Source organism: Cupriavidus pauculus (assembly GCF_002858765.1).
Taxonomy (GTDB): Bacteria; Pseudomonadota; Gammaproteobacteria; order Burkholderiales; family Burkholderiaceae; genus Cupriavidus; species Cupriavidus pauculus_B.
Genome location: NZ_PJRP01000022.1, coordinates 1 through 21,770 on the forward strand (window position 1 = coordinate 1; position 21,770 = coordinate 21,770).

General features: G+C 57.9%; 17 protein-coding genes and 1 pseudogene. 8 read left to right on the forward strand and 10 right to left on the reverse strand.

The window, feature by feature from the left end; genetic code table 11:
* Positions 1-774: 774 nt before the first annotated feature.
* A complete protein-coding gene (locus tag CYJ10_RS29860) occupies positions 775-1,650 on the reverse strand; it encodes a LysR substrate-binding domain-containing protein (protein ID WP_257993600.1) in 876 nt (291 codons plus the stop codon).
* A gap of 263 nt (positions 1,651-1,913) precedes the next feature.
* Here CYJ10_RS29860 and CYJ10_RS29865 point away from each other — a divergent pair, with 263 nt between their 5' ends.
* The 3 genes from CYJ10_RS29865 (at position 1,914) to CYJ10_RS29875 (ending at position 6,897) form a co-directional block, all read left to right on the forward strand.
* Positions 1,914-4,916: an FAD-binding and (Fe-S)-binding domain-containing protein gene (locus tag CYJ10_RS29865; protein WP_101685059.1), complete on the forward strand. Its 3,003-nt coding sequence runs from the start codon at positions 1,914-1,916 to the stop codon at positions 4,914-4,916.
* A 198-nt stretch (positions 4,917-5,114) separates the two neighbouring features.
* Positions 5,115-5,900 carry an SDR family oxidoreductase gene (locus CYJ10_RS29870; protein WP_101685060.1) on the forward strand — a complete coding sequence of 262 codons (786 nt, stop codon included), beginning with the start codon at positions 5,115-5,117 and terminating at the stop codon, positions 5,898-5,900.
* Positions 5,901-5,958: 58 nt separating this feature from the next.
* On the forward strand, positions 5,959-6,897 hold the full coding sequence (locus CYJ10_RS29875; protein WP_101685061.1) for a dihydrodipicolinate synthase family protein: 939 nt from the start codon (positions 5,959-5,961) through the stop codon (positions 6,895-6,897).
* Positions 6,898-6,900: 3 nt separating this feature from the next.
* Here the strand turns inward: CYJ10_RS29875 and CYJ10_RS29880 are convergent, their stop codons facing one another.
* Positions 6,901-7,791, reverse strand: coding sequence for a LysR family transcriptional regulator (locus tag CYJ10_RS29880; protein ID WP_101685062.1), 891 nt, complete (start codon positions 7,789-7,791; stop codon positions 6,901-6,903).
* Between the two features lie 189 nt (positions 7,792-7,980).
* Here CYJ10_RS29880 and CYJ10_RS29885 point away from each other — a divergent pair, with 189 nt between their 5' ends.
* Together CYJ10_RS29885 and CYJ10_RS29890 are read left to right on the forward strand one after the other, a co-directional pair.
* On the forward strand, positions 7,981-8,955 hold the full coding sequence (locus tag CYJ10_RS29885; protein WP_101685063.1) for a Bug family tripartite tricarboxylate transporter substrate binding protein: 975 nt from the start codon (positions 7,981-7,983) through the stop codon (positions 8,953-8,955).
* Between the two features lie 53 nt (positions 8,956-9,008).
* Positions 9,009-10,238: an alpha-hydroxy acid oxidase gene (locus CYJ10_RS29890; protein WP_257993601.1), complete on the forward strand. Its 1,230-nt coding sequence runs from the start codon at positions 9,009-9,011 to the stop codon at positions 10,236-10,238.
* A gap of 119 nt (positions 10,239-10,357) precedes the next feature.
* Here CYJ10_RS29890 and CYJ10_RS29895 read toward each other — a convergent pair.
* A pseudogene (locus CYJ10_RS29895) lies at positions 10,358-11,526 on the reverse strand (serine hydrolase domain-containing protein).
* A 485-nt stretch (positions 11,527-12,011) separates the two neighbouring features.
* Between CYJ10_RS29895 and CYJ10_RS29900 the strand changes: the two are divergent.
* Positions 12,012-12,353: a YHYH domain-containing protein gene (locus CYJ10_RS29900; protein ID WP_101685064.1), complete on the forward strand. Its 342-nt coding sequence runs from the start codon at positions 12,012-12,014 to the stop codon at positions 12,351-12,353.
* A 23-nt stretch (positions 12,354-12,376) separates the two neighbouring features.
* On the opposite strand, the gene CYJ10_RS29905 is transcribed toward CYJ10_RS29900, so the two are convergent.
* The 7 genes from CYJ10_RS29905 to CYJ10_RS29935 form a co-directional block, all read right to left on the reverse strand.
* On the reverse strand, positions 12,377-13,186 hold the full coding sequence (locus CYJ10_RS29905) for a putative hydro-lyase (protein ID WP_101685065.1): 810 nt from the start codon (positions 13,184-13,186) through the stop codon (positions 12,377-12,379).
* Complete coding sequence (locus tag CYJ10_RS29910; protein WP_101685066.1) at positions 13,183-14,514, reverse strand: MFS transporter; 1,332 nt, start codon at positions 14,512-14,514, stop codon at positions 13,183-13,185. The genes CYJ10_RS29905 and CYJ10_RS29910 overlap by 4 nt, the downstream gene beginning before the upstream one ends.
* 452 nt (positions 14,515-14,966) lie before the next feature.
* Positions 14,967-15,206 (reverse strand): acetyl-CoA carboxylase biotin carboxyl carrier protein subunit, encoded by a 240-nt coding sequence (locus CYJ10_RS29915; protein WP_101685067.1) that lies wholly within the window; start codon positions 15,204-15,206, stop codon positions 14,967-14,969.
* A gap of 15 nt (positions 15,207-15,221) precedes the next feature.
* Positions 15,222-16,001 (reverse strand): LamB/YcsF family protein, encoded by a 780-nt coding sequence (locus tag CYJ10_RS29920; RefSeq protein ID WP_308303025.1) that lies wholly within the window; start codon positions 15,999-16,001, stop codon positions 15,222-15,224.
* The gene (locus tag CYJ10_RS29925; RefSeq protein ID WP_101685069.1) at positions 15,991-16,929 is read right to left on the reverse strand and encodes a 5-oxoprolinase subunit C family protein; all 939 of its coding nucleotides are present in this window, start codon (positions 16,927-16,929) and stop codon (positions 15,991-15,993) included. The genes CYJ10_RS29920 and CYJ10_RS29925 overlap by 11 nt, the downstream gene beginning before the upstream one ends.
* 11 nt (positions 16,930-16,940) lie before the next feature.
* Positions 16,941-17,705 (reverse strand): 5-oxoprolinase subunit PxpB, encoded by a 765-nt coding sequence (pxpB, locus tag CYJ10_RS29930; protein ID WP_101685070.1) that lies wholly within the window; start codon positions 17,703-17,705, stop codon positions 16,941-16,943.
* The gene (locus tag CYJ10_RS29935) at positions 17,702-19,117 is read right to left on the reverse strand and encodes an acetyl-CoA carboxylase biotin carboxylase subunit (protein WP_101685071.1); all 1,416 of its coding nucleotides are present in this window, start codon (positions 19,115-19,117) and stop codon (positions 17,702-17,704) included. The genes pxpB and CYJ10_RS29935 overlap by 4 nt, the downstream gene beginning before the upstream one ends.
* Positions 19,118-20,325: 1,208 nt before the next feature.
* Here CYJ10_RS29935 and CYJ10_RS29940 point away from each other — a divergent pair.
* Positions 20,326-21,054 (forward strand): amino acid ABC transporter permease, encoded by a 729-nt coding sequence (locus CYJ10_RS29940; RefSeq protein WP_101685072.1) that lies wholly within the window; start codon positions 20,326-20,328, stop codon positions 21,052-21,054.
* 10 nt (positions 21,055-21,064) lie between these two features.
* Positions 21,065-21,748, forward strand: coding sequence for a glutamate/aspartate ABC transporter permease GltK (gltK, locus tag CYJ10_RS29945; RefSeq protein WP_101685073.1), 684 nt, complete (start codon positions 21,065-21,067; stop codon positions 21,746-21,748).
* Positions 21,749-21,770: the final 22 nt, after the last annotated feature.

Sequence of the window (21,770 nt, forward strand, 5' to 3'; positions counted from 1 at the left end):
CGAGACCCGAGACACGGAAAACGAAACTCTGAGGCCAGAGGCCAGGCGTGCCTGAGACCCCAAAGCCGTGATTCGAAACCCCGACCCCGAGGCCCGTTTTGAGTCCGGAGCGGCGCAAGAAAATACGTGCGCCCTTAAACCTGTCCTCCCTGGCTGCCCGACCGCGAAGCGGGCAACGTGCACGCGAAAGAGGGGGCTGAAAAGATCGCGAACGTGTACGGAGGTTATTCCGGTACGATTTCTTAGCGTTGATATTTACTGGAATAACCTAATACATATCCTCACGTAAGGAGATGCAATGCTTTTGTGAGGATATCCTTCTTGAGGTATGAAAGGGAATGCCGAAGGCCCCCTGCATTCAAGATGTCGGCTCCTTCCACGGTCCATAGCCTGGACAGCTCCGACAGTCATTTCGAGCCACGCGCTATCTTCGCCCGCGTGCTGGTCGTCTCAGCTCTTCCCCCACAGCAACCAGTTTCCCCCCATCGCTGCCGTATCAAGCCGACCAATGGGGCGGTCACCACCGAAGCCTTCCAGGCGAGAAGGGCGGCCCTACCGTCGGGCGGCTTTGCGCGCGGCCGACGTGTGACTTTATAGTATACGTGTGCAAGGCATGCATGATTGGGGTTTGGCGAAGAAATTTATGCCGGGGTGTGGAGATTAAATACGACGAAGTTCTCTGTCGTGTGCATGTCCCGATTCAATACGTTTTTATCTGCCTAGCCGAACCGGATCGAGCCACCTTTGATGGCGTCAAGGTGGAACTCGTCGCGCTTACACCAAAGGCCTGTGGGCTGATGCCAATAGCCAATCCCTGAACTGTAGGAGGGGTGGGTATTTTGCGCGATCGCGCAGATATACCAGGTAGTAGCCGAGATTGCTTGGCACGCTGCTTTGCACTGCAATTGCGACCGTTCCCGCTTCGAGCTCGTCCTGGACGAAATAGCGCGGAACCAAACCGACACCGATACCGGCAGTCACGGCCTGGATGAGGTGAGAGGTGAGTTCGAAAGTCGGGCCGTAGCGCAGCCGTCCCGTATTTACGCTTTGTGCACCAAGCCAGCGCTGCCACGCGTCTGGCCGAGCAGTAATCCGCAACAAGAAATGATTGGCTAAGTCGGCGACCTCGTGGATGGGGGCGCTCTTTGCCAGTTGCGGACTGATGATGGGCACCAGTTCCTCATTCTGAAGAAGGTGTGACTCACATCCCGGCCAAGTGCCATCGCCGACGGCAATGAATGCGTCCATGCCGGACTTGTCCGTGTCAATTTGGCCAATACGTGAGTGAACATGGAGCTCAACTTGGCCGTGAGACGCGTAGAACTCGTGCAGCCGCGGCATCAACCACTTCGTCGCGAAGGTCGGCAGCACAGCCAATTGCAGGGAGCCCCCGCCGTTGCGATATGCGATCACCTGCAGGGTGGCATTTCGAATTCCAGTCAGATGCCCAACTAGCTCCCTCTGGTACATGGACCCGACGTCGGTGAGGGTGATTTTTCGGCCTGACCGAATGAATAGCTCCACCCCAACGAGCTCCTCAAGCGCCTGTACTTGCTTGCTGACCGCGCTTTGCGTCGTGGCGAGTTCGTCGGCTGCGCGTGTGAAACTCAGATGCCTGGCTGAAGCGTCAAAGGCCAGCAATAGGGACATTGAGGGGGTCAAACGCCTCGGATTCATTCCAAATACTCCTGCATAGCACCGAAAAGACTCGTTTGAAGCTTGACGTCGATTCGCCCAGAATCCAATAAAACAAGGGCTCGGCGGCCACAGATGGGGCGAGTCCACTGATTCGCCCCTCATTCTACCGATTCCTGAAAACGCACCACCGCACCTCGGGAAACCCCTAGCGTGCAAGTCGCAGAAGAGGCGCTGCCCCCGTCAAGAGGCAAGCCGGAGACAAAGTAGGTACCCACATGCAGCATAAAGCACTTTCTACCGACGCGTCCGTCTGGGCAGCGCTCGAGCGGGATTTACGTGAGAGCCTCGCGGGCTCCGTACGATTTGACGAAGCACATCGGGCCGTTTACGCGTCGGATGCGTCGAACTACCGGCAGGTACCGATTGGCGTCGTCGTGCCCAAGTCTCTCGACGAGTTTGTGTTGGGCGTGGAGATTTGCCGCCGCCATGGTGCGCCTGTATTGACGCGCGGAGCTGGCACCTCGATGAACGGCCAGTGCGTCAATGTCGCAGTCGTTTTTGACCTTTCACGGCATTGCAACCAGCTACTTGAACTCGATCCTGTCGCAGGTACGGCCCTTGTAGAGCCCGGCATAGTCTGCGACACGTTGCGCGAAGCGGCGGAACAACATGGGCTGACGTTTGCCCCCGATCCATCTACGCATAGTCGGTGCACGCTTGGAGGGATGATTGGTAACAACTCCTGCGGTGCCCATTCGGTCATGGCGGGCAAGACCCTAGAAAACGTCATCGCTTTGGAGGTGCTGACCTATGACGGCGAGCGTTTCTGGGTAGGCCCCACCAGCGATGATGAGTTGGATCAGATCATCGCGGCCGGCGGGCGTAAGGGAGAAATCTATGCCAACCTGCGCGCGTTGCGGGATAGTGAACAGGAGCGCATCCGCTCGCGATTTCCGGATATAAAGCGGCGTGTTTCGGGCTACAACCTCGACCAGTTGCTACCAGAGAACGACTTCAATCTAGCTCGCGCGCTCGTAGGTACCGAGGGAACCTGTGCATTGACCTTGCGTGCTCGTGTCCGGCTGGTGAAGAGCCCGCCTAAGCGCGTGGCACTGATTCTTGGATTTCCGGACATCTATCTTGCTGGCGACGCCGTACCCGAATACACGCGCTTCGGTCCTATCGCAATCGAAGGGCTAGACCGGCAGATTATCCGCGGCCTACAAGCCCGAGGGCTCCGTGCCGAGGAAATTGCATTGCTGCCAGAAGGGGACGCATGGGTTGTGCTCGAGTTTGGCGCCGACACTGCCGAAGACGCGATTGCTCTAGCCCAAAGTGCGGCGTCGCACTTCGCAACGCGAACTACCGGACCGCGGCCATCGTCGAAGCTCGTAACCGATGCGGGAATGCAAAAGCGCATCTGGTTGATTCGCGAAACAGGCTCGTCTGCCACCCAGCTTTCCATTGAGCCGGGTGAGCCCGATCCCCAAGTAGGCTGGGAGGACGCCGCCGTGGACCCGGCGCGGCTTGGCGACTATCTGCGGGCCTTCCAATCGCTTGTCGACCGCTACGGCTACAAGACATCCTTGTTCGGTCATTTTGGCGATGGGTGTGTGCATTCGCGCATCACATTCAAGCTTTCTACCTACGAGGGTATCCAGGAGTGGCGGGCGTTTACGCGAGAAGCGGCCGAGCTTGTGGTTGAGTATGGCGGCTCGCTTTCAGGGGAGCATGGCGACGGACAGGCAAAAGCAGAGTTCCTGCCAATCATGTTTGGCCCTGAAGTCATGGCTGCCATGGAGCAATTCAAGGCAATCTGGGACCCGGAGAACAGGCTAAATCCAGGAAAGGTCGTCCATGCAAACCGGATGGACGAGAACTTGCGAGCCGGGCCAGAGTACAAGGTCGTCACGCTACAGACAAAAATCGCCTTCCGCAGTGCTGAAGGTGATGGCATGCAGCGGGCCGTGGAGCGATGTGTGGGAATGGGGCGGTGCCGAACCCTCAAGGGCAACACCATGTGCCCCAGCTATCGAGCTACCAGGGAGGAGCGGTATTCGACGCGAGGACGTTCCAGGCTGTTCTGGGAGATGCTCCAGGGAGACGTGATTAAAGACGGATGGAAGAGCGAATCCGTCAAGGAAGCTCTTGACACCTGCCTGTCCTGCAAAGGCTGCCGTAGCGATTGCCCGACGCACGTCGATATGGCGACATACAAGGCAGAGTTCTTGTCGCACTACTACGAGGGACGTCGTCGCCCTCGCCAAGCGCTGTTCATGGGGCGCATCGGTGATTGGGCCCCTGTGGCCACGCGGCTGCCACGGTTGGCAAACATCTTTACGCAAACTCCCGTGCTGCGAGCTATTTCCAGACGGCTCGCCGGCATCGCCGCAGACAGGAACCTTCCTGCATTCGCTTTGCAGCCGTTCCGCAAGGCGTTCTCAACGCGTAAGCCAGATTCGAGTGTGCAGACGCAGCGGCGCGTCATTCTCTGGGTCGACACCTTTGCGGAGAGTTTCCATCCAGAGATTGCACACGCAGCAGTAGAGGTCCTGGAACACGCGGGGTTCTCTGCAGAGCTTCCACCGAAGAAGAACCTGTGCTGTGGTCGACCGCTCTATGACTTCGGATTGCTGGACTTGGCACGTGCAAAGCTGCGTGAGGTGCTTGACGCTGTTACTCCGATGCTGGAGTCCGGTGAAGCGGTCGGCATTGTGGGTCTCGAACCTGGTTGCCTATCGGTCTTCAAGGATGAGCTCTTGCGTCAGCTTCCGAATGATCCGCGAGCCCGCATGCTGGCGTCGAAGGTTTGGCTTCTTCCTGATTTCCTGCACCAGCATGGGTATGAGCCTCCACGCATGGACGTAGATGTCCTGGTTCACGCGCATTGCCATCAGAAGTCCATTTTCGGTACCGCCGGCGAGACGGCACTGCTCGAGAAGATGGGCGCGAGCTGGAAGCTTCTCGATAGCGGATGCTGTGGAATGGCTGGGTCGTTTGGCTTTAATCCGGATCACGTGGAACTCTCGATGCGTATCGGTGAGGAGGTCTTGCTACCCGCAGTGCGTGCGGCAGCTGCTGACACGGTGATTCTGACAAACGGATTCAGTTGTCGAGAGCAGATTCGGCAAGGAGCGGGACGGGAGGTCAAGCACTTCGCCGAGCTTCTTCAAATGGCGATCCGCAATGTCCCAGCCGCCGGAAACCCTGACGAATGTGTGGGCGCGGAGGAAGCAGATGTTGCAGAGAACGCTTTCCCGTCAAGCATCGCAGTCTGAGTTCGCCACGACAGTGTCGCCTTTCGGGGCTACCTGCGTTGACGTTCTCGGCTGCGTTACTCGCGGCAATCCTGATGCGCAACCCGACGACACGTGGGCCGACGGCGCAGGAGATGCACGGGAACGAGGTGCTGGAGACTCGTTGACTGAAGGGTTTTTATCTGAGGGTCGTGGAACGGCCCAACCTTGGAGCAAAGAATGAAGCTTGGTATTGACGGCAAGGTGGCGTTGGTTTTGGGCGCTGGTGGTGGGCTGGGTGGAGCAATTTCCCAATCACTGGCGGCGGAAGGGGTACGTGTAGCGGTTGCAGACATCGATGCCGATGCCGCGAAGAAGACCGTGGAAGCGATTACCAAGAATGGAGGCGTTGCATGCGCTCTTCGATGGGACCTTGCGGACCTTGGTTCGATTGAAGGAAACATTGCAACCATTGAAGCCGAGCTGGGTCCAGTTGACATTCTCGTGAACAACACGGGGGGGCCACCTCCGACGTCGGCCGCGGGGCAGGATCCAGCAATGTGGCGCAAGCACTTCGACAGCATGGTTCTGTCGGTAATTGCAATCACGGACCGTGTCCTTCCTGGCATGCGCGAACGCAAGTGGGGCCGCATCATTACGAGTACGTCTTCCGGTGTTGTTGCGCCCATCCCAAATCTCGGCATCTCGAACGCGCTCCGCATGTCGCTTGTGGGCTGGTCGAAGACGCTTGCGCGTGAAGTGGGTGGAGACGGTGTGACGGTCAATGTTGTGCTCCCGGGCCGTGTCGCCACGGACCGGATCCAGTTCCTCGACGAGGCCAAGGCCAAACGTGAGGGCCGAACTGTCGAGTCAGTGTCCGCTGAAAGCACTGCTGCAATTCCTGTGGGCCGCTACGGTCGCCCCGACGAGTATGGCGATGTCGTGACGTTCCTGGTCAGCCAGAATGCCAGCTACATCACCGGATCCATCATTCGCGTGGATGGTGGTTTGATCAACACCATCTAGCCGGACAACTGATACTGCGAGGTGCATTTGCGCTTCGTCTGACTTTTAGGAGATTGCTATGTTGCTGAATTCCGACGCCAGCGGTGTATATCCAATTGCTCCCACCCCCTTCTTCGACGATGGGAAGATTGACTTCAACTCCATTGACCGCTTGATTGATTTCTATCTTGAAAGCGGATCAACAGGCGCTACCGTGTTGGGACAACTCGGTGAGGCTGCCAAGCTTGAGCATGAGGAATCCGTCGAAGTCGCCCGTCGTTTTATTTCCAGAGCTTCGGCGATTCCGGTGGTGGTTGGCGTTTCGGCGCCCGGCTTCGCTGCCATGCGTGCGTTGACCCGGGAAGTGATGGAGATGGGAGCGGCGGGCGTAATGATCGCGCCGCCGAACACCCTGAGAACGGACGATCAGATTGTGACCTACTACCGTCAGGCAGTTGAGGCCATCGGTTCGGACGTGCCTTTCGTCCTCCAGGACTATCCGCTTACTTTTTCGGTGCAAATGACGCCAGGCGTCATCCGACGTATCGTGCAGGAGCTCCCGTCGTGCGTCATGCTCAAGCATGAAGATTGGCCAGGGCTCGAGAAGATCTCCACACTGCGTGGTTTCGAGAAGGATGGCTCCATGCGTCATATCTCGATTCTGTGCGGCAATAATGGTTTATTCCTCGACTACGAGCTGGAGCGCGGCGCAGACGGGGCGAACACGGGTTACTGCTTCCCCGACATGTTGTGCGATGTTGTGCGACTCACAAAGGCCGGAAAGAGGGAGGAGGCTCACGACCTGTTCGATGCCCATCTTCCTTTGCTGCGCTACGAGCAGCAACCTGGCGCAGGTCTCGCAGTGCGCAAGTACGTGATGATGCGACGTGGTCTCCTCACCTCGGCGGCGCAGCGCAAGCCTGGCGCTTCCATGACGCCTCAAGCGAAAAGCGAAGTAGACCACCTTCTAGCTCGGCTTGCGAAGAAGGATGCTCGCGCCGGCAAGCTTGTGGGTTGATGTTTAGGGCTCGCCTACGCCGGCGCTGCAGACTTCGGTCGCATGGCGTAGGAGGGCATTGACGAAATGGTCACGTGGCCCACGGACTTGACGTAGTACGCCGATGCGCCGGGTAGGTGCGGGACCCGGTAGCGGAATTCTCACAAGGGGCAGCGTGGGTATCCACATTGGCGCCCAGTCTGGCAACAGCGAGATTCCAATACCCCGACTGACTAAGGCGGCTATTGTCATCAACCCATCGATTTCGAGTCGTACGCGAGGCTGGATTCCTCGCTCCCGAAGATAGCGATCTGCCAGCCTGCCGCCCCAAATTCGTCGGTCATATTGGATGAAGGGCTCCCTAGCCAGCAATGCATGTGCGTCCTTTTCACCAGCTAGGTTGCGCGGTGCTACTACAACGAGCGGGTCTTCGGTCAGCGGGTGCCATTCGCAGGACTTTGGAATGATGAACTGGTGCTCCACAACAATCGCCGCGTCGAGCTCGCCCGCGATGACTTTGCGAGACAGCTCCGGTGAGTAGCCCACATCCACAAACACTGAAAGGTCTGGGAGCTCCCGATAGAGGCTATCGAGCAAAGGAGGCAGCAAGGCAGTGGATGCAGAGAAGAAACTTCCAACCCGAAGCTGACCGATACCCTGCCGGTTCGTGGCCGCGGCGCGGAGGTCAGATACCTGGCTGAGGACGTTTCGTGACTGATCGAGGATCTGTAAACCTGCCTCTGTTGGCTTAACCGCGCGCCCCGACCGTCGAAGTAGCACAGCGCCTAAGTCTTCCTCAAGCGTGCGAATTCTTGCCGCCAATGCAGCTGGAGTGATATCGAGCCTGCGGGCAGCCTCGGCTAGCGAGCCGCACTCGACCACTGTCACGTAGCTCAGCAGGAATCGTGTGTCCATAAATTCATTTCACAAAGGGGCTAAGTACAAGAAGTTAATTTTTGTTTGGTTGAAATGCAAGTTTTGGCACTTATTTCAACAGAAAAACTAAACAACAATAGTCACGCGCCCCGATTCTGAGCGAGACGCGGAGGCCAAGGCAAACAAAACTACGGGTGCGAGCAAAGTACCCGGACAGGAGACAAAGACATGCTTCACCTTCGACAGTTTGCGTCTGTCGCGCTCTGCGCTACGGCTTTCATTGCAGGCAACGCAGCGGCACAAAGCTATCCGGACAAGCCAATCAGGCTCGTCGTTCCATATGCTCCGGGCGGATCAACCGATATCATCGCGCGGCATATCTCGGAGCCTCTGTCTAAGGCGTTGGGGCAGCCAATCGTTGTTGACAACAAGGCGGGCGCTGGCGGCCTTATCGGAACAGCGGAGGTAGCGCGCGCGGCGCCGGACGGCTATACGTTGGCAATGGGAACGGTCAGCACGATGGTCATATTCCCGGCCACACACCCGAAACCCGGCTATTCCGTCGATAGCTTCGTACCTATCACCAACATTGCGGCGATGCCGAATGTCCTCGTTGTGAATCCGAAGTTGCCGGCAAACAACCTCCGTGAGTTGATTGCGCTGCTGAAGGCCAACCCAGACAAGTACTCGTACGCCAGTTCTGGTAAGGGAACCATCAACCATATGCTCGGGGAGTCGTTCCAGGCAGGCGCCGGGGTGAAGATTCAGCACGTGCCCTACAAGGGATCAGGTGCGGCCATGAACGACGTCATGGGTGGTCAGGTTGATATCCTCTTTGACCAACTGCCTTCTTCGAAGCCGCATATCGACAGCGGAAGAATGAAATTGCTCGGCGTCATCGCTCCGAAGCGCTTGTCTACCTATCCGAATGTGATGACGATGGAGGAAGCTGGCTTGAAAGGGTTTGATGACCAGGCGTGGTACGGCCTGGTTGCGCCCGCCAAGACGCCTCCTGCCGTACTTGCTCGGTTGTCGAGCGCAATGAAGCAAGTTCTGTCGATGCCGGAAGTGCGAGCACGTATTGAGCATGCTGGTGCCATCCCTGTCGGGAATACGTCTGCGGAGTATGCTGCGCAGATCAAATCCGAGATGGAAAAGACACGCAAGCTGGTGAAGGAACGGAACATTTCCTTCGAAGATTGATATTTCACGCACCGGCAAAGGGGGCAGCGAGAGCTGCTCCCACGTAGCTAACCATGATGAAACAAGCTTTGGACGCTCCGGGGCAAACGCCGCCCCGACAGGCGTGGGCGGGAATCGGTGGGTCGAGCCTGAGGGGTGCGCTGGCCAAGGTTCTTGCACTAGACGACTTTGAGGCTTTGGCTCGCAAACGCCTCCCCAAAGCGATCTACGGATACATCTCCGGCGCTGCCGAGCGCAATCTGACGCGAGATGACAACCGCAATGCGTACGATGGCTGGGGCTTCGTGCCTCGAGTGCTTCGCAATGTTGCGCATCGGAGCATGCGCACGTCGCTGTTCGGCGTTGACTATGCCGCTCCCTTTGGCATCGCGCCGATGGGCATTGCCGCTTTGTCGACTTATCAGGGGGATATCGTACTTGCCCAAGCTGCCGAGCAGGCAAACATACCCTTCGTCTTGAGTGGCACGTCGCTGACCAGGATGGAGGACGTTGCCAAGGCTGCGCCAAGTAGCTGGTTTCAAGCATATCTTCCAGGAACACCGGAGCGAATCGATGCCCTAGTAAGCAGGGTCGCTGCAGCCGGCTTTCGTACGCTGGTCGTTACCGTCGATATCCCTGTGGCAGGCAATCGCGAGAACATCATGCGTGCGGGCTTCTCGACACCGCTGCGACCGGGTGTGAAATTGGCGTGGGACGGCGTATCACACCCGAGATGGTTGCTTGGTACGTTTGCGCGGACGCTGCTCAATGGTATGCCGCATTTCGAGAACTCATTTGCCGAGCGTGGCGCGCCCATTGTGTCCCGAACTGTGGACCGTGATTTCTCCCAACGCGATCATTTCGATTGGAGCCATATTCGGCGAATCCGGGAGCGCTGGAAGGGTGACCTCGTAATCAAGGGCATCATTTCCCCCGAAGATGCGGTACTAGCTCGAAGCCACGGTGCTGATGCTGTCGTGCTATCGAATCACGGGGGCCGCCAACTCGATGGGGCCATTTCCCCGCTACGCGTGCTGCCCGCAGTCGTTGATGCTGTCGGTAACATGCCCGTCATGATTGACGGAGGCGTGCGCCGAGGTACGGATGTTGTTAAAGCTCTCGCGCTGGGTGCGAAGTTCGTCTTCGTCGGCCGGCCTTTCAACTACGCCGCTGCGGTCGCCTCATGCCCAGGTGTTGCACACGGTATTTCGCTGCTGAAGGCTGAAATCGACCGCGACCTTGCGATGCTTGGAGTAACCGGGCTCGACGAGCTGTCTAGCAGTCATCTGCGACGGTTTTACTGAACCGGCGCGGTACTTGGTAGCGCTGGCCCGCGTAGCTGGACGGTTGGGCGTTGCTGCAGTACCTGGAAGGAGCGCGATGCTCTCGCGCTCCTTTGCTTGGGCGCTCGACTTGGAGCAGATCAAGCTAGATATACGGCGTCGCGTACGTCTACGGTCAATGCACCTGCCATGCCTTCATACGCAGTGTTGGTTAGAAGCACAACCGTAAGCTGGCGCTCGCGATCGACAAACCAAGTGTGACCGTACACCCCGCCCCATTGCATCGTCCCAGCGCTTTGCGGGGTCGCGGCGATTGCTGGATCGACGAGCACTGCGCCTCCATATCCGAAGCCCCAGCCCGGCCCACTAGCTTGAGCGTCGGGGCCGGCGTGAGCTGCGTTCATAGACGTATGGAGATCGTCCGGCAAGAAACCTTGATTCGCGCGGAAAACCTCGAGGGCGCGCAGCACATCGTCGGCTGTTCCATACATACCGGCGCCGCCAGAAGGAAAGGCGTTCGGATTAGCTACACGTGAAGGGGCGAATCGAACCGATACGCCAAAGCCTTCTGGAAGGGGTACATCCATGTTGTCGCTCATCTTGACCGGCTCAGTTGCAGAATTTGCGTATGGCACAGCAAGACGTTCAATATTGGCTGCTAGGAAGCCTGAATCCGCCATCCCAAGGGGGGTGGTGACAAGTTCGTTCACTGCGTCAGCGAGAGGCTTTCCTGTAACTCGCTCGATCGCGGCACCGAGTACGTCGATGGCCAGAGAATAGCGCCATGACGTGCCTGGCGAATATGCCAGCGGGGCTCGAGCGATACGTGACAAGTTTTCGTCGAGGCCGAAATCACCCAAGTCCAGGCGTCTGAAATCCCAAGCGTGTGATAGACGGAGCCTGGCTCCTCGGAAAGGCCGTAGCTCAGCCCGGCAGTATGGGTCAAAAGCTGATGAACTGTAATCGCGGGAGTCTTGGCATCAACCGTCGCCGGGGTGAAATGCGGGAGTCAGCGCGTGATCGGGGCGTCAAGCTGCATGCGGCCCTCTGCGACCAAACGTAGCACAGCAAGCGTCACAACGGGCTTTGTCACGGAGGCCAAGCGAAATTGAGCATCCTCGCGCATTGGACGATTAGCTTCTCGGTCGGCTTGCCCGTGAGCCTGTCGGTAAATAACTTTGCCATCCTTAGCGACAAGCGCCACTGCGCCGACGATGCGTTTCTCTCGCAGCGCAGCTTCGAAAACTCGATCTAGCCGGGTGGACAGTGTTGATTCGTTGCCGCTACCGATTTCGGTGCTTGGGTTCATGTTCATTTGTCGAATTGGTCCAGTTAAAGCGGACTTGGCCCGCACGGGTCCTACGTTTTCTTGGTCGCGTCGGTTGCCTGAAGGCAAAGTCGCTCGCGGATGTTGCAGGGCTTATGCCCTCTGTAAGTTGGGATCTTCGCAGCATCTATCCCGTCACAAATTTGGTTCACGCTTAACCATCATGTGCGCATTCATCGCATTGTAAGCAACAAGTCGACCGGTCGTCTACAAAATCAAGCTAAGTGCCTTATTAGTTGTACGAGGCGAGCGAGATGCGGTCGAGATATCGAAAAACCGGCAGCCAGAGTCTCCGGCAGCCTGGCTGCCTGGTACGGATCCCGCATCGGCATGTCGAACACGGAACCGCCAACATCTCCCTCCAGCGCAGGATAGTCAGCTGATGGCGGCGTGAGGAGAATAGCGGGCACGGCAAGAAAAAGACTGCTGCTGTGCAAAACAAAGAACTTATAGACGGGAGGGGTCCCATGTGTGAGCAATTTGCTCTGCGCAGGCATTTGACTACGAGCGCAAGCCTGGTAACGGTATGCTTCGCTAGTCTGATATGGGCAAGCGTAGCTCACGCCCATGGTGGCGGCTTGGATGCCGACGGCTGCCACACCAACCGAAAGACCGGGGAGTATCACTGTCATCGCGGCGGCGCTCGCGTAAGCTCGGGCGTGGAGCGTCCTCAAAACGCAGTTGGCGCTCGGTCGGCGAACTCCTTCGTTTCCACTCGTAGTTTGCCTGGCCCGACTTGCTACACGGGGCCTCGCGGTGGCACCTACACAATCACCGCTAGCGGACGTAAGAACTACGGCGGCTGCTAGTCCTCGCGAGCCGCCAGCAAGCTCTAAAGCAGCGTCACGCGTTCAATTTCCAGATCGCCGATTAGCATATAACCCGGCGCATGTGTGATGCATATGGGGAGCCGCGCGTTCATGGCTGCCACTTGAGGTGTAACGCCGCATCCCCAGAAAACCGGAACCTCTCCGGGCAGAATGTCGGTAGTGTCGCCTTCGTCGGGAGAGTTCACGTCGACAATGCCGATGGTGCTTGGATCTCCGATATGTACCGGTGCCCCATGCGCTGCAGGCAGTTGCGCACATATCTGGGCGGCCTGCCGAGCGATCTCAGGTACATAGGGGCGCATCGATACAACCATCGTGCCGGAAAAGGGGCTGACCGGTGTTGTCTCGATGTTTGTGCGATACATTGGCACAACTTTCCCTTCGTCGACATGACGGACCTCTATACCCGAGCGTTGTAACGCGTGCTCAAACGATAGCGAACAGCCGAGTACGAACCCGACAAAGTCGTTTCGCCACAACGTAGTGATGTCCTCGCATTCCTCGGAGAGTGTCCCGTTTCGCCAGACCCGGTAGCGCGGCAAATCTGTCCGCAGGTCAATATCGCGTCCGAGCCTGGGCATCAGTGGTGATCCTGGCTCGGTCATGCCGATAAGCGGGCAGGGCACCGGATTCGCACGGCAGTAGGCCAAGAACTCTGGAGCCCACTGGAGTGGCAGGATCATCAGATTCCCCTGCACGCGGCCGGGCGCCATGCCGGCCGTATGTCCGCGCCAGTCACCGCGGCGGATCGCCGCGCGTGCAATGGCAGGGTCGTCCATCGGGGCCGAAAAGGCACCAGTGGCAGATTTCATTGGAGGGCGTCCTTGGCTGTTTCCTTGACCCACAGGAGTGTGAGCAACGCAATGGCGGATCCGCCCATCAGCAGGTACGCCGGAGATAGCAAGTTGCCGGTTGAGCCAATCAGCGCTGTCGCAACATATGGGGTAACACCGCCTCCAAGGATGGCTCCGATGTTGAAGCTAAACGCCATGCCCGAATAGCGGACGCGTGTCGGAAACTGCTCGGAGTAGGTTGGATATCCCACAGATTGCACAATGGGCATGGGAAGCGCGACGATAAGCATTGCCAAGAATGCCAAACCGATACTGTGCTGATCCATCAGCATCATCATCGGCAACACGAGAACAGCGTATCCCACGAAACCGATGGCTAGCACCTTGCGGCGGCCCAGCCGGTCCGAGAGCCCACCCCAGAAAGGCATAAGCAGGGCCATCGTGATGCTCACACATGCCATGATCCAGTACACCGTGGCCTTGTCGTACTTCAGATATGTGGTCAGGTAGATGTTCATGAACACCAGACCGATCCAGTAGCCGACGTTCTGGCCGAACGCCAGCACGAGAACTTTGACGACTGCCGGCATATGCTGGCTGAAGACTTCGGTGAGTGGCGCTTTCGTCGGCTCGTTGTGTTGCTGAAATTGCTGGAAGGCCACGGACTCTTCGATCCGCTTGCGGACAAGAAACGAGATAAGCACCATCGGTATGGCGCTCAGAAACGGAATGCGCCATCCCCAGGCACTCAGTGCGTCTGGGCCCAGGATAGATGTTGTGAGCCCACAGACTGTCGCGGCAAGCGCAGCTCCGACTGAAACGCCCACCGGCGTGAACGCACCGTAGAAGCCTCGGCGGCCCGGCGGTGCGGACTCTGCCACATAGGCGGCGGCACCAGTGACCTCGCCACCCGCGAAGAAGCCCTGTGCAAGCCGAACGAGAAAAAGAAGGATCGGCGCGCCGATGCCGGCAGTAGCTGCGACGGGAAGAAAGCCAATTGCAGCAGTGGCCACACCCATGCCAATAACCGTGACAAGTAACACGGATCGCCGTCCAAATCGGTCACCTAGGCGCCCCAGCACAATACCGCCAATGGGACGCATCAAGAAGGCGCTGCCAAATACAGCCAGAATGGCGAGCAACGACGCAGTCGCGTTGTCGCTAGGGAAGAAGAGCGGCCCGATAGTGGCAGCCAGGTATCCGTAGATACCGAACTCATAGTACTCAATCGCGGTACCAGCGGCGGCGGCTATCGCTGCTTTGCGGGCGACTGAGGCGTCTCCACTGTCGGTGGTCGTTGCCGGGGCTGCTGAAATGGGCAGCGCAGGGTTGGGGGCGTTGGACATGGTCGCATCTTCCAAGAAAGCAGGATGAATGAAGCCACGTAAGTCGCGGAGTGCGATTCACGGGAATAAACGTCGAGCACGAATCGATGGCAGGCAATTATTGGGAAACGCCAATGCTCTGCTTTGTTACGACTTACTCCCACTCGCATGTGGGAATAATCTAGAAGACTTAATTTTTAAGGGATCTACATGCTCAAGCTTTATTCAGCAACAAGCGTGCCAGTAAAACTAGAAGGAATATATAAGCAGATAATGATATTGGCGTGCGATAAAATCCCTGGCTTCGAAAAACCATGCATTTATCACGTTCCTTTTCCTCTTTCGCACCACCCTGGTTGTCTTGCGGCTTCTTGCGTATCCTAGGACGCTAACTGTGCACCAGTATTGGCCGTTGTCGACAACACGTCGTTAAGATCAGTGCGCGGAATGGCGAGCTGATCGAAGGGTTCCGATCACGTCTTGGGCGAGAATCGTCCAATAATCTGTCCCTCTTCGACGGGATCCCCTTCGTTCACAAAATATTCGATGACATATCCAGGTTCCGGAGCGTCGATGGGGATCTCCATCTTCATGGACTCAATAATCAAAATGGTATCGTCACCGAACAGTTCTACATTCGGCTGTGCCACAATTTTCCACAGGGTTCCTGTTGTCTCGGCGACAATGGGGACGGCATTCGAGTCTTCTTGCATAGCAGTGTCGTCGCGTTATCGATATTCGTAAGTGGCCTGAGGAGGGCGAATGTCTATCCCCTCTGCGATAAGAGCGGCTCTGATGTCGCGGGCGAATGTGGCCGCACCGGGTTGATCGCCATGAATACACAGCGTGTCTGCTTTGACCGGCACGTCGACGCCCTGCTGAGACCGAACGACACCCTCGCGTACCATCCGCAGTACTTGCGAAATGGCAGTGTCAACATCGGTGATCATTGCGCCGGGTTGTCCGCGCGGCGTCAACGATCCGTCTGCCTGATAGCTACGGTCAGCGAATACTTCTTCGGCAACGTGGAGGCCCGCTTCGCGTCCGGCACGGACGAGTTCGGAACCGGCCAGGCCAAAGAAGACCAAAGACGAATCCACATCGTGAACCGCTTCGGCCAGCGCACGGGCCATGCCGAGGTCCTTTGCCGCCATGTTGTATAGGGCGCCATGGGCCTTGACGTGTGCAAGTCGAGAACCAGCGGCTTCTGCAAACGCCTTCACGGCGCCAACTTGGTAGACCGTTAGGTTGTAGATTTCGCCGTGCGACATTTGAATCGCTCGCCTGCCGAAACCTTGCAGATCTTGAAAACCAGGATGTGCTCCGACTGAGACGCCGTTTGCTACAGCATTTCGGACCGTCGCGGCGATGGTCTGCGGGTCTCCTGCATGAAAACCGCATGCAACGTTAGCTGAGCTAATCTGGGAGAGTACGGCGGTATCGTCCCCGAGCTTGTAAAGGCCAAAGTTCTCGCCGAGGTCACTGTTGAAGTCGAGTTTAAGCAAGATGAGCCTCCAACCGGTTAAATGCCTCTTCTCGCAGCAAATCCAGCTTTTGAGCTTCCTCAAGCGAGACGAGTGTGAAGCGGACAGTCTCGCCGGGCATGCACTGTGCCAGCCGGGGCAAGTCCACTGCGCAGACGTGTGCGATCTTCGGATAGCCGCCCGTGGTCTGCCGGTCGGCCATGAGAACGATGGGTTGGCCATCTGGCGGAACTTGAATGGTGCCGAAGCCCACTGCCTCGGACGCTAACTCGAGCTTCTCCTGCAAAAGTAGGGCGGCGCCCTCCAGCCGATAGCCCATACGATCGGACTGAGCACCAATCCGGTACTCAGTCTCTGCCAAATTGCGTTGCGCCGGCTCGCTGAAAGCCTGCCATTCCCTACCGCGAACGGCGCGCAGCGGCTTGCCGGCTTCTGCCTCTATTGCAGTCGCAATTTCCGACGAGACCACGGGAAATTCCTGACGGGGATTGCGAAGCACGAGCATGTCGCCTTTGCGAATCGGCTTGCCTTGCGCACCACCGTATCCGCCGCGGAGGAACGTGCTGCTGCTCCCCATAACTGGATCCAGCGCAAAGCCTCCTGCGACGGCAAGGTATGCGCGCAGTCCAGAGCGACGCTTGCCGAAGCTGAGTGTGGCACCCGCAGGAACCACGAAAGCTTGCCCCGGCGAGAGTGGTGCTCCGTCAACAGTGGCGTCGAGGTCCGCGCCACATACTGCAACGGCTGCGGCCGCCTGGAATCGCAGCGTGGGCCCCATCAGCGTAATTTCGAGTGTGGCCTCAGCTTGTGCGTTGCCGACCAGGGCGTTCGCAAGTCGGTGAGCGTGCTCGTCCATCACCCCGTTGGCTGGCACGCCGAGCTGCTGAAATCCGTGGCGTCCAAGATCCTGGAAACTGCTAAGGGCACCCGGCTTGATAACTTCAATGAACATTGATGTAGCGCTCATAGTTTTCCCTCCCCAGCGGCGAGGAAGAAAAATTCTTCGACGCCAATCGGCACAAATCGAACGTTGTCGCCAGCATTTAGCAAACACGGTGTTTCGCGCGCCGGATCGAAGAGTGCAAGGGGAGTTCTACCGATGATGTTCCAGCCTCCCGGGAGGTCCATTGGGTAGATCACGGATTGGCGATTGGCCAGCCCGATGGAGCCAGCCGGAACGGTTGTACGAGGTGTGGACCGGCGCGGCACCTTTAGGCGGTCGTCAAATAGGCCAACATATGGATGGCCTGGGGCGAAACCGAGCATAAGCACATTTACGGGAACGGAACTGTGCAGCGCAATTACATCGTTCGTCGCCAGTCCGCTTAGATTTCCAACCTCCTCAAGGTCGGGGCCGAAATTGCCGCCGTAGCAGACAGGAATCTCGATCAAACGGGTTGCTTCGGTAACGGCGTCCAATGGCGTCGCCAACAATGCTGATAGCTGCTCCAACATCGCGTGGAACGGCGATTCCCCTGCGTCGCAAGTAACTGCCGCTGGTCGGTAGTGCACGCCAACGGTGGTCAAGGCAGGGACGATGTCAGTGACAGCTGGTAGGTTTGCGACGCGGAGCCTATGGGCTGCGGCACAGGCACTTCGGTTTGCACGGGAAAGAGCGTCGGCTTCGGTTCCTGTTTCGAACGAGACGATGAGCAATCGCTCGCCAGACGGCTCGATACGCCACTTGGCGGCGGTGGTGTGCGCAACGCTGATAGGTAACGCGCTCATCCTCGCACCTCGTCGCCAACTTTTGCATCGCGTGCTACTGGGCGCGGTGCGGCACTGTCCCCGATAAGTGCTGCCATCTCTCGCATGACGAATCCCGTGTCGATGTCGCCGGAGACGAAGTCGGGGTGGCGAAGAAGATTGCCGAGAAAATCGACGTTGTTCTTGATTCCCTCGATGTGAGTTTCCGAGAGCGCCGTAAGCATCGTCTGGCGCGCCCGTTCTCTGTCGCTACCGAAGGTGATCAACTTTGCAACCATGGGGTCGTAATAGGGGGAGATTGTGTCCCCTTCGCGAACACCTGTGTCGACACGCAGTCCCGCCAGATCCGGTAGCCTGAACTTCTGCAGCCGGCCAGGTGAGGGAAGGAAATGTCGGGCGGGATTTTCAGCGTAAAGTCGGCATTCAATTGCTGCGCCTTTGCGTCTGATATCGTCTTGAGTAACTGGGGTGAGCGTGCCAGCTGCGAGCTGAATCTGCGCCTGCACCAGGTCCCATCCGGTAACGAGTTCCGTGACGCCGTGTTCGACCTGAATGCGCGTGTTCATTTCAAGGAAGAAGAAATTTCCACTGTCCGCGTCGAGGATGAACTCCACGGTGCCCGCGCCGCTGTAGCGTTGGGACGCGGCCAACGCGACGGCTGCAGAGGTCATGCGGGATAGGACGTCTGCGCTCAGAAGCGGCGCCGGGCTTTCTTCCACAATCTTCTGAAATCGGCGTTGTACTGAGCACTCGCGCTCGAAGAGGTGGACGGCTGTTCCGTCGCCGTATCCAAACACTTGGATCTCGATATGGCGTGCTCGGGCCACGTAGCGTTCCAGATATACGCTTCCATCACCGAAGGCTTTTTGCGCCAGTTCTTGTGTGGAAGCAACGGTAGCCGCAAGCGTATCTTCGCTATTCACACACTTCATGCCGATCCCGCCACCGCCACCTGCGGCTTTGACCAGCAGCGGATAGCCAACCTGGGTTGCCGCATCTTCCAAGCCTTCCAGCTCCCCTGGCATAAAGCGAGCGCTTCCTGGAAGTACCGGTACACCGCACGCAGCAGCTATTTCCCGCGCTCGGTTCTTGTCGCCCATGTTTTCAATGGATTCCACGGAAGGGCCGATCCATCGTATACCCGCAGCCTCTGCTGCTTGGGCAAAGGCTGTGTTCTCGGACAGAAAACCATAGCCGGGATGCACGCCGTCAGCTCCGTGTTCCCTACCTGCGGTAAGGACTGCTTCGACGTTGAGGTAACTCTGCGTGGCAGGGGCCGCACCAACGGGAACCGCGATATTTGCCATCTGGCAGTGGAGGGCGCCAGCGTCTGCCGCGGAGTAGATCGCTATGGTCTCGAGCCCGAGAGAGCGAGCGGCGCGGATGATGCGACAAGCAATTTCGCCGCGATTGGCTACGAGGATTCTTCGCATGTTCTGACTCTTACTGCTGGGGGGCGGATACGTGACGCTTGCAATGGAGCGCCATGCGTTGAGTGCAGACTTGTGGTCGGCGGACGGCTTTGAATACGCCCAGATTTGGATGACTGAGACGACCGTTGGATCAGAGTCTATGCAGGTCAATTTGCTAAAAAAAGCGACGAATATTTGAGCTAACCAAGAAAATTATCGATTAATCACCGGGAAGGTGCGAGTTGCGGCGGCATTGCACCAGGTTGAACTTGCTACGGCGAACCTTGGGTAGGGTAAATGCCGAGAGGGGCTTCCACACGGTGGTCACCGCGATTTCGAGCGACCATCAGTTGCAGCGAGGGGCGAGAATCTGAGCTACTCAGCGGCTTCCAAGGCATCAGGTCATCGCAAAGTTCCGTATGCTGTCGTAAGTCGATGCGTCTCTGCTCCCGAAGTTAGGGATTGGAGATGGAGCTTGTGCAGGGGGAGAGGGCTCTCGACGGATCACAGCTTTGGTGCGCGCACCGATGTGGCACACGAAGAGAAAACATGCCGTGGCGAGTAAGAAAAATCGCCTTAAGAACTGATTTTCCTACTCGCTCCCCCCGTAGATCCTTCCGGAAGTGGTCGTCACGTAACTCATAGTTTGCTGCCCTCGTTTGACTCGACGAGGAGTGAGCGATCTGTCGGCCGCGCGGAGATGAAAGCGATACCCACGTCGCCGTGCCTCTGAAGGCCTCACGATTCAGCGCGATAGCATGATCCACCTTCTAATCGATAGATAGGAGGGTGCGTCAACGTAGCAAAAATAATGCTGCTCAGAACAAAAATTTATCGCTTTTCCTGTTGTGTCGGTGGGCAATAGACTAACTTCGCTTGCAGGTGGATGAGGCTCTAAAAAGGAAGCACGATCAGTTTCCGCGTGCAGTGACGAAGAGCCGAACAGGGGAGGTGGCAGCAACACCTAGGGCGCGTGAAATGCCGGGCTCTATGTTCTCCAAGGACGAAGCGCTGATCAGTATTCGACACGGTAACTGTCGCGCCAAAAGATCGTGGGGAAGTGGATCATGTAGCCGGCACAGCCACGACGCTCAGCGTTGATGCCTGCTTGATAAGGAGATGACGAAACTCATCAGGGATTCGAACGATAAAGATACTCGCCGACTAGAGCCGTGCGAAACGGGAGGAGCGATCCTTCCGTTTCTGTTTTTTGGAGGAGACAGGGTTTAATGGAGTACCTATTTCATTGGGGAGTTTTCCTCGAGCAGGCCGCCTCCAACGAGACGTACCTGGACTGGATGATTTCCGGTCTCAAGGTCACGATCGCGTTGGGTCTGTCGTCGTGGATCATCGCCCTCATCATCGGCTCCGTGCTGGGTGTGCTGCGCACCGTGCCGAACAAGTGGCTGTCCGGTTTCGCCGCCACTTATGTCGAGATTTTCCGGAACATTCCGCTGCTGGTGCAGCTGTTCATCTGGTACTTCGTCGGTCCCGAGCTGCTGCCCGGCGGCGAAGCCATCAAGCAGATGAACCCGTTCACCCAGCAGTTCCTGGCCGCCATGATCTGCTTGGGCACGTTTACCGCCGCCCGAGTTTGCGAACAGGTGCGCTCGGGTATCAATTCGCTGCCGCGCGGCCAGAAGAACGCCGGCCTGGCCATGGGTTTCACGCTGGCGCAAACGTATCGCCACGTGCTGCTGCCGATGGCGTTCCGCGTCATTGTGCCGCCGATCACGTCCGAATTCCTGAACATCTTCAAGAACTCGGCGGTGGCGTCGACCATCGGCCTGCTGGAGCTGGCCGCCCAGGGCCGCCAGCTGGTGGACTACACCGCGCGCCCGTATGAGTCGTTCATTGCGGTCACGGTGCTGTACGCCCTGATCAACTTCACGGTGATGTTCCTGATGCGCTGGGTGGAACGCCGTACCCGCGTGCCGGGTTTCATTGGCGGCAAGTAAGGAGCTGGATATGGCATACGAATTCGATTTCAGCTCGATCAACGCGTCGACCATCCACGTGCTCGGCGAGGGCATGATGGTGTCGCTGAAGATCACCGTGACCGCGGTGATCGTCGGCATCGTCTGGGGCACGATCCTGGCGATGATGCGTCTGTCGTCGAGCAGGCCGCTGAACTGGTTCGCGCAGGGGTACGTGACGCTCTTCCGGTCCATCCCGCTGGTGATGGTGCTGTTGTGGTTCTTCCTGATCATCCCGCAGCTGCTGCAGAAGGTATTCAACCTGAACGCCGCATCGGACCTGCGCATGACTTCCGCGCTGATCGCGTTTTCGCTGTTCGAGGCTGCGTATTACTCGGAAATCATCCGCGCCGGTATCCAGAGCGTGTCGCGCGGGCAGATGTTCGCCGCGCAGGCGCTGGGCATGACCTATGGCCAGACCATGCGCCTGGTGGTGCTGCCGCAGGCGTTCCGCAACATGGTGCCGCTGCTGCTGACGCAGGGCATCATCCTGTTCCAGGATACGTCGCTGGTCTACGTGAGCGCGCTGGCGGACTTCTTCGGTCAGGCCTATGGCATTGGCGAGCGTGACGGCCGCATCGTGGAGATGCTGCTGTTCGCCGGCCTCGTGTACTTCATCATTTGTTTCTCCGCTTCGCTGCTGGTCAAGCGTTATCAGAAAAAGGTGGCCGTATGATCGAAATTAATAACGTTTCCAA